Source organism: Candidatus Rokuibacteriota bacterium (assembly GCA_030647435.1).
Taxonomy (GTDB): Bacteria; Methylomirabilota; Methylomirabilia; order Rokubacteriales; family CSP1-6; genus AR37.
Genome location: JAUSJX010000007.1, coordinates 40762 through 53256, shown reverse-complemented (window position 1 = coordinate 53256; position 12495 = coordinate 40762). Strand labels below are relative to the sequence as shown.

At 70.2% G+C, this 12495-nt stretch carries 15 protein-coding genes and 4 tRNA genes; all 19 read right to left on the bottom strand.

Annotated elements, in window-relative coordinates; all coding sequences use genetic code 11:
- A partial coding sequence (locus Q7W02_01240; protein ID MDO8474811.1) for a GTP-binding protein occupies window positions 1-141 on the bottom strand: 141 nt, incomplete at its 3' end.
- 44 nt (window positions 142-185) lie between these two features.
- Window positions 186-261, bottom strand: a tRNA-Thr gene (locus Q7W02_01235).
- A gap of 43 nt (window positions 262-304) precedes the next feature.
- A tRNA-Gly gene (locus Q7W02_01230) sits at window positions 305-379 on the bottom strand.
- Window positions 380-415: 36 nt separating this feature from the next.
- Window positions 416-501, bottom strand: a tRNA-Tyr gene (locus Q7W02_01225).
- A 34-nt stretch (window positions 502-535) separates the two neighbouring features.
- Window positions 536-610 (bottom strand) — tRNA-Thr (locus tag Q7W02_01220).
- A 39-nt stretch (window positions 611-649) separates the two neighbouring features.
- Complete coding sequence (gene rlmB, locus Q7W02_01215; GenBank protein ID MDO8474810.1) at window positions 650-1423, bottom strand: 23S rRNA (guanosine(2251)-2'-O)-methyltransferase RlmB; 774 nt, start codon at window positions 1421-1423, stop codon at window positions 650-652.
- Window positions 1420-2856, bottom strand: coding sequence for a cysteine--tRNA ligase (gene cysS, locus Q7W02_01210; GenBank protein MDO8474809.1), 1437 nt, complete (start codon window positions 2854-2856; stop codon window positions 1420-1422). The genes rlmB and cysS overlap by 4 nt, the downstream gene beginning before the upstream one ends.
- A complete protein-coding gene (ispF, locus tag Q7W02_01205; GenBank protein MDO8474808.1) occupies window positions 2856-3338 on the bottom strand; it encodes a 2-C-methyl-D-erythritol 2,4-cyclodiphosphate synthase in 483 nt (160 codons plus the stop codon). Before ispF ends, cysS begins: the two co-directional genes overlap by 1 nt.
- Window positions 3335-4027, bottom strand: a complete 693-nt coding sequence (ispD, locus tag Q7W02_01200; GenBank protein MDO8474807.1) for a 2-C-methyl-D-erythritol 4-phosphate cytidylyltransferase — start codon at window positions 4025-4027, stop codon at window positions 3335-3337. Before ispD ends, ispF begins: the two co-directional genes overlap by 4 nt.
- A complete protein-coding gene (locus Q7W02_01195) occupies window positions 4024-5025 on the bottom strand; it encodes a TRAM domain-containing protein (protein MDO8474806.1) in 1002 nt (333 codons plus the stop codon). Before Q7W02_01195 ends, ispD begins: the two co-directional genes overlap by 4 nt.
- Before the next feature lie 9 nt (window positions 5026-5034).
- Window positions 5035-6399, bottom strand: coding sequence for a DNA repair protein RadA (radA, locus tag Q7W02_01190; protein ID MDO8474805.1), 1365 nt, complete (start codon window positions 6397-6399; stop codon window positions 5035-5037).
- Window positions 6399-7583, bottom strand: a complete 1185-nt coding sequence (locus tag Q7W02_01185) for an MlaD family protein (GenBank protein MDO8474804.1) — start codon at window positions 7581-7583, stop codon at window positions 6399-6401. Before Q7W02_01185 ends, radA begins: the two co-directional genes overlap by 1 nt.
- A 3-nt stretch (window positions 7584-7586) precedes the next feature.
- Complete coding sequence (locus Q7W02_01180; protein ID MDO8474803.1) at window positions 7587-8333, bottom strand: ATP-binding cassette domain-containing protein; 747 nt, start codon at window positions 8331-8333, stop codon at window positions 7587-7589.
- An 8-nt stretch (window positions 8334-8341) separates the two neighbouring features.
- Complete coding sequence (locus tag Q7W02_01175) at window positions 8342-9121, bottom strand: ABC transporter permease (protein MDO8474802.1); 780 nt, start codon at window positions 9119-9121, stop codon at window positions 8342-8344.
- A complete protein-coding gene (locus Q7W02_01170) occupies window positions 9118-9615 on the bottom strand; it encodes a hypothetical protein (GenBank protein MDO8474801.1) in 498 nt (165 codons plus the stop codon). The genes Q7W02_01175 and Q7W02_01170 overlap by 4 nt, the downstream gene beginning before the upstream one ends.
- The gene (gene hisIE, locus Q7W02_01165; protein MDO8474800.1) at window positions 9612-10271 is read right to left on the bottom strand and encodes a bifunctional phosphoribosyl-AMP cyclohydrolase/phosphoribosyl-ATP diphosphatase HisIE; all 660 of its coding nucleotides are present in this window, start codon (window positions 10269-10271) and stop codon (window positions 9612-9614) included. Before hisIE ends, Q7W02_01170 begins: the two co-directional genes overlap by 4 nt.
- Window positions 10268-11038, bottom strand: a complete 771-nt coding sequence (gene hisF, locus Q7W02_01160; protein ID MDO8474799.1) for an imidazole glycerol phosphate synthase subunit HisF — start codon at window positions 11036-11038, stop codon at window positions 10268-10270. The genes hisIE and hisF overlap by 4 nt, the downstream gene beginning before the upstream one ends.
- Window positions 11039-11042: 4 nt before the next feature.
- Entirely contained in the window at window positions 11043-11765 is a 723-nt protein-coding gene (gene hisA / locus Q7W02_01155) for a 1-(5-phosphoribosyl)-5-[(5-phosphoribosylamino)methylideneamino]imidazole-4-carboxamide isomerase (protein ID MDO8474798.1), read from the bottom strand.
- A 108-nt stretch (window positions 11766-11873) separates the two neighbouring features.
- Complete coding sequence (hisH, locus tag Q7W02_01150; GenBank protein MDO8474797.1) at window positions 11874-12494, bottom strand: imidazole glycerol phosphate synthase subunit HisH; 621 nt, start codon at window positions 12492-12494, stop codon at window positions 11874-11876.
- Between the last annotated feature and the right edge of the window lies 1 nt (window position 12495).

Genomic DNA, 12495 nt, shown 5'->3' with positions numbered 1-12495 from the left:
GTCCCGCACCGCCACCCCCGTGAACTTCGTGTGCAGCACCTTCGTGATCGCGGACGTCAGCGTCGTCTTGCCGTGATCGATGTGCCCAATCGTCCCAATGTTCACGTGCGGCTTCGACCGATCGAATTTCGCCTTGGCCATTCCTCGCTCGCCTCCTCAGTCCGCCTGCCGGTCTGTCAGATTGATGGAGCCCATGTCCGGGCTTGAACCGGAGACCTCGCCCTTACCAAGGGCGTGCTCTGCCAACTGAGCTACATGGGCCTGGATCATGTTCCTCGTCCGTCTCGCCGATGCCGGAGCCAAGTGGAGCGGGAAACGGGATTCGAACCCGCGACCCCCAGCTTGGAAGGCTGGCGCTCTACCGCTGAGCTATTCCCGCGCTCCCTCTCGGCGCGCCGCTCGCCGCCCGCTAAGATGGTGGGGAGAGGAGGGTTTGAACCTCCGAAGGCGTTCGCCAGCAGATTTACAGTCTGCCCCCTTTGACCACTTGGGTATCTCCCCGCTGGTTCCTCAGGCTGTAACCCCTTGAAATGTCTGGCGCTGGCGGGAGGATTTGAACCCCCGACCCACTGCTTACAAGGCAGTTGCTCTACCCCTGAGCTACGCCAGCAGTCACAAAACTTCACTTTAGTTTCGAGGTCCCCGTAAGTCAAGACAATTTTGCCTGTTTCGCTAGCCTCTGGCGCTCCACCTCGTAGCAGAGAACCGCCGCCGCCGCGGACACGTTGAGCGATCCGATCTTTCCCCGCATGGGAATGCTCGTGAGAAAGTCGCAGCTCTTGGCCACCAGAGGCCTCACGCCGGGCCCCTCGCCTCCCAGGACCAGGCAGATTGGACCGGAGAGATCAACCTCCCATGGGGCTTGACCTCCCTTGACCACGGCACCGACGATCCAGACACCGTCCTTCTTCAGTATCTCAATAGTCTGGACGAGATTCGTCTCGCGGGCGACTGGCAGATACTCGACGGCCCCCATGGCAGACTTCGCGGCCGCGGCGGTAACCCCGGCGGCGTGGTGCTTGGGCACGATGGCTCCGTGCGCTCCGGTCGCCTCGGCGGAGCGCAGAATGGCTCCCAGGTTGCGTGGATCCTGGATCTGGTCCAGGGCCAGGAAGAAGGCCGGCTCGCCCCGCTGCCCGGGTATGGCCAGCAGCTCATCGAGAGAAGCGTAATTCGCGCCCGCGACCCGCGCAACCACGCCTTGATGGTGTGGGGTGCCCGCGATGGCCGTCAGCTGGTCGCGGGTCCGGTAGGAGACCTTGACGCCAAGGCGCCTGGCCAAGCCCAGGAGGTCCTGGAGCGCGGGGCCGCGGCCCTCGGAAAGGATGGCGACCTCCTCCACCCGGCGGCTCTGGGCCCGCAGGAGCTCGAGCACGGGGTTGCGCCCGGAGAGAGGGGTATCCTCGGCGTCGGCCGCGCTCATGACCCGAGCGTCCACCTGGTGCCGCCGCCGTCGCGCGAGTCCTTGAGCGTGACGCCGAGCTCTGTCAGCTCGTCGCGCAGCCGGTCGGCCTCGGCGAAATCGCGCTGCTTGCGGGCCTGCTCGCGGAGGTACAGGAGGGATTCGATCCGGGCCTTGAGCTGCGGATCCACGGGCCGCTCCGGCCGCCCGCCCGGCTCGAGCAAACCGAGCGCTCGCGCGAGCGTCACCAGCTCGCCCACGCCCATGAGGAGGCCGCCCGCCGCGAGCCGGCCGTCGTCGGCCTGCGCGCGCGCGCCCTGGAGCAGCCGCGCAAGGTCGAACAGGACACCAAGCGCCTGCGGCGTGTTGAAGTCGTCGTCCATCGCCGCCTCGAAGCGCGCGCGGTGGGCGGCGATCTCGTCGAAGAGCCCGCCGTCGGGTCCGGGCGCGGGCGTGCCCTTGGCCGCGATGCGGTCCGCCTCCTCCACCAGCGCGCGGAGCCGGCCGAGGGCCTTCAACGACTCCCCGATGCGCTCGTCCCCGAACTCGAGCGGGTGCCGGTAGTGCGTCCCGAGGAAATAGAGCCTGAGCGCCTCGGGATCGTGCCGGCGCACCATGTCCCTGATCCAAAGCGTATTGCCCAGCGACTTCGACATTTTCTCCGAGTTCAGGTTGACGAAGCCGTTGTGGGCCCAGCAGCGCACGAAGGGCCGCCCGGTTGCTCCCTCGGACTGGGCGATCTCGTTTTCGTGATGCGGGAAAATGAGGTCTTCGCCGCCGCCGTGCAGGTCGAACGTCTCGCCGAGGTACTGCATCGACATGGCGGAGCACTCGCTGTGCCACCCGGGGCGACCGGGCCCCCACGGAGAGGGCCATGACGGCTCGCCGGGCTTGGACGCCTTCCACAGCGCGAAGTCGAGCGGGTCGCGCTTGCGCTCGTCCACGTCCACGCGGGCGCCTGATTCGAGCTCGTCGAGGTTCTTGCCCGAAAGCTTGCCGTAGGGCGGGAACCGGCGGACCTCGAAGTAGACGTCACCCTCCAGCACGTAGGCGACTCCGCGCGCCAGCAGTCGCCCGATCAGCGCGACCATCTGGGGAATGTGCTCCGTTGCCTTGGGCTCCACGTCGGCCGGCGCAACACCGATCGAGGCCATGTCCGACTGGTATGCCGCGATGTAGCGCTCCGAGATCACGGAGGCGGCCACGCCCTCCTCGTTGGCCTTGCGGATGATCCTGTCGTCCACGTCGGTGTAGTTCTTGATGAACGTGATGCGGTAGCCCCTGAAGCGCAGGTAGCGCCGGATCACGTCGAAGACGATGGCGCTCCGGGCGTGGCCGATGTGGCACAGGTCGTACACGGTCACGCCGCAGACGTACATCCGCACCTCGCCGGCGACGAGCGGGACGAAGTCTTCTTTGCGTCGCGTGAGGGTATTGAAGATACGCAGCGGCATCACGGAACCTCTACGCTGACGACCGCCATGGCCGCGATGCCCTCGCCGCGACCGAGATGCCCCAGGTGCTCGGGGCTCTTCGCCTTGACGCTTACGCGATCGGTCTCGACGCCCATGGTCTTCGCCAGGCGCGCGGCCATGGCAGGCAGGTGCGGGCCAAGCCGCGGCGCCTGGCAGATCACCGTGGCGTCCACGTTGACAAGCGTCGCGCGGCGCGCGCGCAGGGCGTCCAGGACGCCTTCGAGCAGGACCAGGCTCGAGACGCCCTTCCAGCGCGGGTCCGTGTCCGGGAACATTCGGCCGAGGTCGCCCAGGGCCAGCGCCCCGAGCAGCGCCTCGCAGACGGCATGGGTCAGGACGTCGGCGTCGGAATGGCCGCCGAGTCCCCGCTCGTGCGGCACGGCGATCCCGCCCAGCACGAGCGGGCGCCCGTCCACCAGCGGGTGGAGATCGAAGCCGAGGCCGCTCCGCGTGGAGCTCATGCCCTGCGCCCGCCCCCGACCCACGCCCGCGCCGCCTTGAGGTCGTCCGGCGTCGTGATCTTGAGGTTCTGCGGCAGCCCCTCGACCATGGAGACGCGCCCGCCCAGCCGCTCGATCAGCATGGCGTCGTCGGTGGCGCGGTAGCCGTCGCGGGCGGCCTTGTCGTGCGCCTCCGCGAGGAGCGCCCGCCGAAAAGCCTGCGGCGTCTGGGTCAGCCACAGTCCCTCGCGGGGGAGCGTCGTCTCGACGACGCGGTCCCGCACCCGCTTGACGGTCTCACGGACCGGCCAACCGCAGGTGGCGGCGCCGGGAACGCGCGCTGCGGCCAGTACCCGCTCGACGATCTCGGGAGTGATGAACGGCCTCACCGCATCATGGACCACCACCCAGGCCGCCTCCGGGGGAACGGCCTCGAGTCCCAGCCTCACCGAGTCCTGCCGCTCTTCCCCTCCCGCGACCACGGCCAGCACCCGCGGCACCCTGAAGCGGGCGAGGAGCGCGCGGGTCGCCTCGACACGGTCGGTCGGCGCGGCAACGACGAGCCCGTCGAGCGACCGGCAGCGGGCGAGCGCGCGCAAGGTGTGGACGAGGATGGGCGCGCCCCCGAGGGTCAGGTACTGCTTGGGCCGGGGGCCGCCCATGCGCGCGCCCGCGCCTCCCGCCGGCACTATCGCGACGGCGGTCTTCACTTGGACGCGCCCTCCTCTTCCCTCAGGCGGGCGAAGATCATGCGCCCGGCCGTGGTCTGGAGCACCGAGGTGACCGTGGCGCTGACCTGCTGGCCGATGAACCGCTTCCCGTGGTCCACCACCACCATCGTCCCGTCGTCGAGGTAGGCGACGCCCTGGCCGACCTCCTTGCCCTCCTTGACGACGTGGACGTGCACCACCTCGCCGGGCAGCACGACCGGCTTGAGCGCGTTCGCCAGCTCGTTGACGTTGAGCACCGACACGCCCGACAGCTCCGCGACCTTGTTGAGGTTGTAGTCGTTGGTGACGACCTTGCCACCCATCGCCTTGCCCAGCTCGATCAGCTTCCGGTCCACCTCGCGGATATGAGGGAAGTCCTGGTCCTCGACGCGGACGGTCGTCCCCGGGATGCGCTGCAGGCGCTGCAGCACGTCGAAACCGCGCTTGCCCCTGTTGCGCTTGAGCGGGTCGGGCGAGTCGGCGATCTGCTGCAGCTCGCGAAGGACGAACTGGGGGACGACCAGCGTGCCGTCGAGGAAGCCCACCTCGCAGAGATCCACGACGCGGCCGTCGATGATCACGGAGGTGTCGAGGATCTTGAATCGCTCGCGGCGCGCGGCGGTCTTGGGGAAGAGCTTGGCCGACATGTCCTCGAGCTCGTCCCGCTTGGCGAGCGCGACCGAGGCGCCCAGGTAGGAGAAGAGCAGGCCGAAGAGCCCGCGCCCGAGCGGCCCCGCGTCGGGGGAGACGGCGCCCATGGCCGTCCCCAGCCCGAGCCCGAGCCCGAGCCCCACGATGCCGCCCATGGCACCCCAGAAGATCCGGTCCACCGGGATGCGCCGCGCCTGCCACTCGAGCAGGACCGCCAGCACCCCGAAGAGGAAGCCGGCGCCGCCGAGCCACCAGTTGGTCGCGTGAATGCCGAGCGGCGGGCCGAAGGCCATTCCCGCTCCGGTGGCCGCCGCCAGCATGAATACCCGCACGATGACGATACCCATGGTCGCCTCTCAGTGTCCCAACAGCGCCTTGACCGCTTCGTCCACCGTTGCCACCCCCTGGACTTCCAGGGGCTGCGCGCCGCCCGCCGCGAGATTGTTCTGCGGCACCACCGCCGCCGTGAAGCCCAGGGCCGCCGCCTCCTTGAGCCGCACCGCGAACCCCGCCACCGCGCGCACCTCGCCGGCGAGGCCGACTTCGCCCATGATCACCGTGTCGCCCCGCACGGGGCGGTCGAGATAGCTTGAGGCCGCCGCCACGACCACGCCCAGATCCGCGGCGGGCTCGGTGACGCGGCCGCCGCCCGCCACGTTGACGAAGACGTCCTGGCTCTGCAGAGGAAACCCGACCCGCTTCTCGAGCACCGCCAGCAGCAGGCAGACCCGGTTGTAGTCGGCGCCGAGCACGGTGCGGCGCGGCGTCCCGAAGCTGGCCGGCGTCACCAGCGCCTGGAGCTCGAGGAGCAGCGGCCGGCTGCCCTCGAGGCTCGACACGATGACCGACCCGGCGGCGCCGCGGAGCCGTTCGGCGAGGAAGAATCCCGATGGGTTCGTGACCTCGGCGAGGCCCTGCTCTCCCATCTCGAAAACGCCGATCTCGTTGGTCGAGCCGAAGCGGTTCTTGACGGCGCGCAGGACGCGGTACGCGTGGTGCTGCTCTCCCTCGAAGTAGAGCACCGTATCGACCAGGTGCTCGAGGACGCGGGGCCCGGCGATCGCGCCGTCCTTGGTGACGTGCCCCACGAGGAACGTCGCCGTGCCGCGCCCCTTGGACCAGAGCATGAGGCGCGCCGCGCATTCCCGGACCTGGCTCACGCTGCCGGGCGCCGACTCGAGCCCGGGCAGGAAAACGGTCTGGATCGAGTCGACCACGATCGCGCGGGGCTTGAGCTCGGCCGCGTGCGCCTCGATCACCTGGAGATCCGTCTCGGCCAGGAAGTAGAGGCCGCGCGGCGAGATGCCGAGCCGGTCCGCGCGCAGCTTGACCTGGGGCGCCGACTCCTCTCCGGAGACGTAGAGCACGGGTCCGGCGCGCTCCGACAGCGAGCGGCTCGCCTGCAGCAGGAGCGTGGACTTGCCGATGCCGGGGTCGCCGCCGATCAGCACCAGCGAGCCGGGGACGACACCGCCGCCCAGCACGCGGTCGAGCTCGCCGATGCCGGTGGTGATGCGCTCGCCTGACGTCACCGCGATGTCGCCGATGAGCACGGGTCGGGCGCCGGCGGCGAGCTTGGGCCGCTCCGAGCGCGACGGCGCCGGCCGCTCCTCGACGAGCGCCACGTACGTGCCGGCCCGCGCGCAGTCCGGGCACGTGCCGGCCTTCGGCGCGGCGAAGCCGCAGGTCTGGCAGCGATAGACCGGGCGTTCCCTCGCCACTACTTTTCCTTCCCCGTCTGGCCCGTCTGGCCCGTTTGAATGGTCGAGCGCACGAGCGAGCGCAGCAGGAAGCTCCGCTGGGCGCCCTCGAGGAACGTGACGAGGTTCTCGTAGACCGTCGGGTCCTCGATCAGGGCGCCCACCGTACCCTCGCCCGACTTGAGCTTCTCGCTCACCGCGCGCAGGTTGGCGAGCGCCGCGCGGAAATCGGCCCCGGCCTCGCCCATGCTACCGTCGCCGCTGCCCTGGAGCAGCCCGCCGAGCAAGCCCTCGCCGCGCGCGAGCTTTTCGGAGACGTCGCGGAAGTTTTTGGCGAGGGCCTGGAGGTCGCGCGCGACCGGCCGGTATTCCGGGTCGAACAGCAGGGCGGGCAGAAGACCGTCCCCCGGGCCCGGGCTCGAAGCGGCGCGGCCGAGCGCGTCGAGCGCGGCCAGGAGGGCGCGGGCCGACTTGCCCGAGTCCTTGGAGAGCAGCACGCCCACGGCGCTCTCGCCGCTTTCGGCGCGGGCGATCAGCTGCTGGGTCGAGCCCAGGAGACCGTTGAGGCGCCGCAGCGCTTCGGGCTCCTCATAGACGAGGACGTGGAGCCACCCCTTGCCCTTCTCCACCTCGTCGGTGATGCGCCGAGCCGACTTGGCCGCCGCCCCGATATCGTCGAAGGCGCCGCCCTTGTCGAGCCTGTCCGCGGCGGCGTGAAGGGTCGACACCAGCTCGTTGATGGACTTGAGGGTGCCCGCGCCCTCGGCGAACATCCGGCTCATCTCCTGGGGATCTTGCGAGGCCAGCGCCTGGCCGGGCCCGAGCGGCGGGGCTTCGGGCAAGCCCATCGTGATCTCGACGATCTTGTCGCCCAGCAGCCCCTGGGTCGAGATGCGCGCTTGGGAGTTTCGGCGGATGCGGTCTTGGAAGCGGCGCGCGACGGTCATCGTCACCCGCACTTTGCCGCCGGGCTGCGGCGGCAGGATCACGCTCGTGACCCGGCCGATCTGCACGCCTGCCAGGCGCACCGTGGCGCCCTCGATCAAGCCGCCCACTTCGGTGAACTCCGCCACCAGGTCGTATTTGCTCTCGAAGTACCGCGCGCGCGCGCCGAGCAGGTAGACGATGGCCAGGAACACGCCGAGCGCCACCAGGATGAAGGCGCCGATGCGGAGTTGGAGCCCATAGCGCCGCTCGTCCGGCATCGGCTACTCCTCCCGGAGCTCGCCGGCGAGGAAACGCCGGACGTCGGGGTTGGACGAGGCGCGGATCTCGTCCGGCGTGCCGAGATCGGCGAAGCGCCCCTGGTAGAGGATCGCCATTTGGTCGGCAACCATGTCGGCGAAGCCGACATCGTGGGTCACCACGATGGCCGTGTCGCAGACGCCGGCCCTGAGCGTCGCGATCAGCTCGGCGACCAGCCGGGCGTTGGTCGGATCGAGACCGGCCGTCGGCTCGTCGAAGAAGACAACCTCCGGCTCCATCACGAGCGCGCGCGCGATCCCGACGCGCTTGCGCATGCCGCCCGACAGCCCGGCGGGCAGGAGCTCGTCCGTGCCCGGCATGCCCACCAGCGACAGGAAGCGGTGCACGCGGTCCGTGATCTCCCCCAGCGGCATCCGCGTGTGCTCGCGCAGCGGGTACGCGACGTTCTCGAACACGGACAGCGAGTCGAAGAGCGCCGCGCCCTGGAAGACGAAGCCGGTGCGCTTGCGGACGGCCAGCATGGCCTCCTCCCTCATGCGCTCGATCCGCGTGCCGAAGAGCGAGACCTGCCCGGCATCGGGCCGGACCAGCCCCGCCGAGATCCTCAGCAGCACGGTCTTGCCGGCGCCGCTGCCTCCCATGACGGCCAGCGTCGTGCCCTTCCGCAGGGAGAGGCTCACGCCGCAGAGGACCTCCTTCTGCTCGAAGGACTTTCGAACGTCACGCAGCTCGACGAGGGCCGGGGCCACGGTGTCCATCACCAGAAGAGCAGCAGCATGAGCTTGGTCAGGAAGAAGTCGGACACGATGACGGCCATGGCCACCTGGACTACGGTGTCGGTAGTTGAGCGGCCGAGCCCTTCCGTCCCGCCGCTCGTCTCGAGCCCGTTGTAGCAGCCGATGAGGGTGATGAGCCCGCCGAAGACCACGCTCTTGCCGATACCGGTCAGGAAATCCTTCATCACGACCCAGTAGGAGATCGTGTTCCAGTAGAGGTACGGGTCGACGTCGCGGTCGAAGACCACGATGAGCATACCGCCCAGGAGCCCGATGGCGTCGGCCATGATGGTCACGAGCGGGAACACGACGAGCGCCGCCAGGATGCGCGGGACGATCAGCTTCTTGATGTAGTTGACCCCGATGGCCCGCAGCGCGTCGATCTGCTCCGTCACCTTCATCGAGCCGAGCTCGGCCGTGATGCCGGAGGCGACCTTGCCGCCGACCAGGATGGCCGTCAGCACGGGCCCGAGCTCGCGGAGGATCGACAGCGCGACGACGGGCCCGACGTAGTTCTCGGCCCCGAAGCGCGCCATGTTCACGGCGGACTGGAGCGCCAGCACCATGCCCGTGAAGAGCGCGGCCGTGAGGGCGACCACGAGCGAGCGGACGCCGATGATGTCGATCTCCCGCGCCACGATGACGAGGTACGACGGGGGGAGCCGGAGGTTGCGCATCACCCGGAGCGTCAGCAGCCCTAAGCCCCCGTACCAGGCGACGGACTCACGCCCATGCCGACGCGCGTACGCGAGCACGCTCACCTGGCGCCCCCGCTGAAGCTCTCGACGAAGGCCCGGAAGTCGCCGCGCCCCGTCTCGAACGCCGCCGCCGGCGCGACGTAGAGAAAGTCGTAGACGCAGCGCTCGCCCTTGATCACCACCGCCTCGACCCCGACGGGCGCGCCGTCGATGCTGCCCCGCACCACGGCGCGCTGCGCCGGGCGCCCGGCCAGCGTGAGCGGCCCGCCGTCCTCGAGGACGCGGTCCTTGAGGCCGAAGGTCAGGTGACGCGTCAGCACGGTCAGCGGTCGGCCGGCCGTCTTGTCGTCGCAGGTCGCGTCGGCCAGCATGCCGCCCGCGGGGTCCTGCCGCTGGAGCTCGAGCTCGGCCGCGCCGCCCGGCTTGACCGCCCACCCCTGGCGCGGAAGGCTGACCTGGTAGCCCTTGGGCGAGTAGAAGATACCGTTCTCGATGCGGCTCGCGCTGCAGCCGGTGAGAAGGACCACGCCGAGAAGAACCCACGCCGGCTTTATCACTTACCCTTCTCCTCGTGGCGGCGGGCCAGCTCCTCGAAGACCCGGCGAAGCGGGATGCCCCGCGAGGCGAGCAGCACCATGGTGTGAAACCACAGGTCCGCCACCTCCGAGACGAGGCGCGCGTCGCCCTCGCCGCCGAGCGCCGCCGTCACCACCTCGGTCGCCTCCTCGCCGATTTTCCGGCAGATCTGCGCTTCCCCGCGCTCTAAGAGCCCCGCGACGTACGACCCCGACGGCCGCTCGACCTTGCGCGACTGGAGAACCCGCTCCAGCACCTCGAGCATGGCGGGGCCGGCGCCCGAGGCCCGCGGCCCAGCGGCCTGCTCCAATATCCCGCCTTCGAGACGCGTGAAGAAGCACGACCGCGCTCCCGTGTGGCAGGCGACGCCGTCCTGGTGCGCCTGGACCAGGAGCGTGTCGCGGTCGCAGTCGGCATAGAGCCCGTCCACGTGCTGCGTGTGGCCGGACGTCTCGCCCTTGCGCCAGAGTGCGCGGCGCGAGCGGGACCAGTAGTGAGCGAGCCCGGACTCGAGCGTCTTCGCCAGCGCCTCGCGGTCCATCCACGCCACCATGAGCACCTCGCCGGTCTCGGTCTCCTGGACCACGGCGGGGATGAGCCCGTCGCCGTCCCACGTGAGCTCGTCGAGCACGCTCACGCCTCTATCCTCACGGCCACGCCGCGCTCGCGCAGGTAGGCCTTGGCCTCGCTGATCGTGTGGCGGCCGAAGTGGAACATGGAGGCCACCAGCACGGCGTCGGCCTTGCCGTCGACAACGCCCTGGCGCAGGTGCTCGAGCGTGCCCGCCCCACCCGAGGCGATGACCGGCACGGAGGTTGCCTCGGAGACGGCGCGCGTCAGCTCGAGGTCGTAGCCGTCGCCCGTGCCGTCGCGGTCCATGCTGGTCAGGAGGATCTCGCCCGCGCCCAAGGCCTCGACCTCGCGCGCCCACTGGACGGCGTCCCGCCCGGTCGGCCGGCGGCCGCCGTGAGTGTAGACGCCCCAGCTTCGCTCCTCGCCGGGCTCGCGCTTGGCGTCGATCGCCACCACGATGCACTGGCTGCCGAAGCGCTGCGCGGCGTCCCGGATGAGCTCCGGCCGCTCGAGCGCGGCCGTGTTGAGCGAGACCTTGTCGGCGCCCGCGCGAAGCAGCGTGCGGATGTCCTCGATGCTGCGGATGCCGCCGCCGACCGTGAGCGGCATGTAGATGCCCTCGGCGGTCCGGCGCACGACGTCGAGCATGATGGCCCGCTCCTCGTGGGACGCGGTGATGTCGAGGAAGACCAGTTCGTCCGCGCCCTGGGCGTCGTAGGCCAGCGCCGCCTCGACCGGGTCACCCGCGTCGCGGAGGTCGACGAAACGGACGCCCTTGACCACGCGGCCGCCGTGGACGTCGAGGCACGGGATCATGCGCTTGCAGAGCATGGGGTTATCGGGCCTCCGCGAGCGCCGCGCGGAGGCTGACCGCGCCCGTGTACAGCGCCCGGCCCACGATCACGCCGTCGACTCCCGGGATGGCGGCCAGCTGCCGGATGTCCTCCAACGAGCCCACGCCGCCCGAGGCGAAGACGGGGATCCCGGCGGCCCGGGCAACGGCCTCGGTGCTCCAGACGTTGGGCCCGCCCTGGGTGCCGTCCCGCGCGATATCCGTGTAGATGATGGTGCCGGCGCCTGCCGCCGCCGCGTCGCGCGCGAGCGTCACCGCCTCCAGCTCCAGCACGCGGGTCCAGCCGTCCACCGCCACGCGGCCGTCGGCGGCGTCCAGGCCGACGATGATGCGGTCCTCGAAGCGCCGGCACACCTCGCCGAGAAAAGCGGGGTCGAGCGCCGCGCGGGTGCCGACGATGGCCCAGCGCGCGCCGGATTCGAGCACGGCCTGGACATGCTCAAGTGTCCGCAGGCCGCCCCCGACTTCGAGGGGGATCGAGACGGCGCGCGCGAGCGTGCGGATGATCGCCGTCTGGACGGGACCGCCGGCGAACGCGCCGTCGAGGTCCACGACGTGGAGGCGCGGCGCGCCCTCGGCCTCCCAGCGCTCCGCCATGGCGACGGGATCGTCCGAGAACACGGTCTCGGCTGAGGCTTTGCCCTGGAGCAGGCGGACGCACCGGCCGCCCTTGAGGTCCACGGCGGGGATGACCTGAAAGCTCATAATTCAACCCTCGCCTCGCCGCGCATCAATTGAGCCCTCGCCTCGCCGCTTCGCGACTCAGCTCGAACGGCCACGCCTGCGGGATCATCTCAGCCTCCAGCTCGAAATTCATCCGCCGCGCCGGTCCCGCACGAAGGCGGCGAAGTTCTCGAGGAGGCGCAGACCCCAGCGCTGGCTCTTCTCCGGATGGAACTGCGTCGCGAAAAGCGGGCCCTTGCCCACGGCGGCCGGGAAGGTGACGCCGTAGGTGCAGGTCGCCACCTGCAGCGACGCATCGGCCGTCGTCGGATAGTACGAGTGCACGAAGTAGAAGTGGGCGCCGCTCGGGATGCCGTCGAAGATCGGGAGGTCGCCGCCGTGCCGGACCGTATTCCATCCCATGTGCGGCACTTTGAGCCCGGAGGGAAAGCGGCGGACCACGCCGGGGATGACGTCGAGTCCCTTGCCCTGCCCGAATTCCTCGCTCTCGGTGAAGAGGAGCTGATACCCGAGGCAGATCCCGAGGAACGGCCGCCCGTCGTCGAGCGCGGCCCGGAGAGGGTCGAGGAGTCCCAACGACTGGAGGTTGCCCATGGCGTCGTGGAAGGCGCCGTCTCCGGGCAGCACGAGGGCGCGGGCGTCCCCGATCACGCGCGGGTCCTGGGTGACCACGGCGCGCATACCGAGGCGTCCCAGCGCCTTCTCGACGCTGCCCAGGTTGCCCCTGCCGTAGTCGATAACGGCGATCACG

What these genes read in the sequence shown, in the direction of transcription:
- hisA (MDO8474798.1), bottom strand. Translation starts at nt 11,765, where the DNA reads ATGAGCTTTCAGGTCATCCCCGCCGTGGACCTCAAGGGCGGCCGGTGC.
- ispF (MDO8474808.1), bottom strand. Translation starts at nt 3,338, where the DNA reads ATGAGCTCCACGCGGAGCGGCCTCGGCTTCGATCTCCACCCGCTGGTG.
- rlmB (MDO8474810.1), bottom strand. Translation starts at nt 1,423, where the DNA reads ATGAGCGCGGCCGACGCCGAGGATACCCCTCTCTCCGGGCGCAACCCC.
- Q7W02_01195 (MDO8474806.1), bottom strand. Translation starts at nt 5,025, where the DNA reads ATGGGTATCGTCATCGTGCGGGTATTCATGCTGGCGGCGGCCACCGGA.
- hisF (MDO8474799.1), bottom strand. Translation starts at nt 11,038, where the DNA reads ATGCTCTGCAAGCGCATGATCCCGTGCCTCGACGTCCACGGCGGCCGC.
- Q7W02_01185 (MDO8474804.1), bottom strand. Translation starts at nt 7,583, where the DNA reads ATGCCGGACGAGCGGCGCTATGGGCTCCAACTCCGCATCGGCGCCTTC.
- cysS (MDO8474809.1), bottom strand. Translation starts at nt 2,856, where the DNA reads ATGCCGCTGCGTATCTTCAATACCCTCACGCGACGCAAAGAAGACTTC.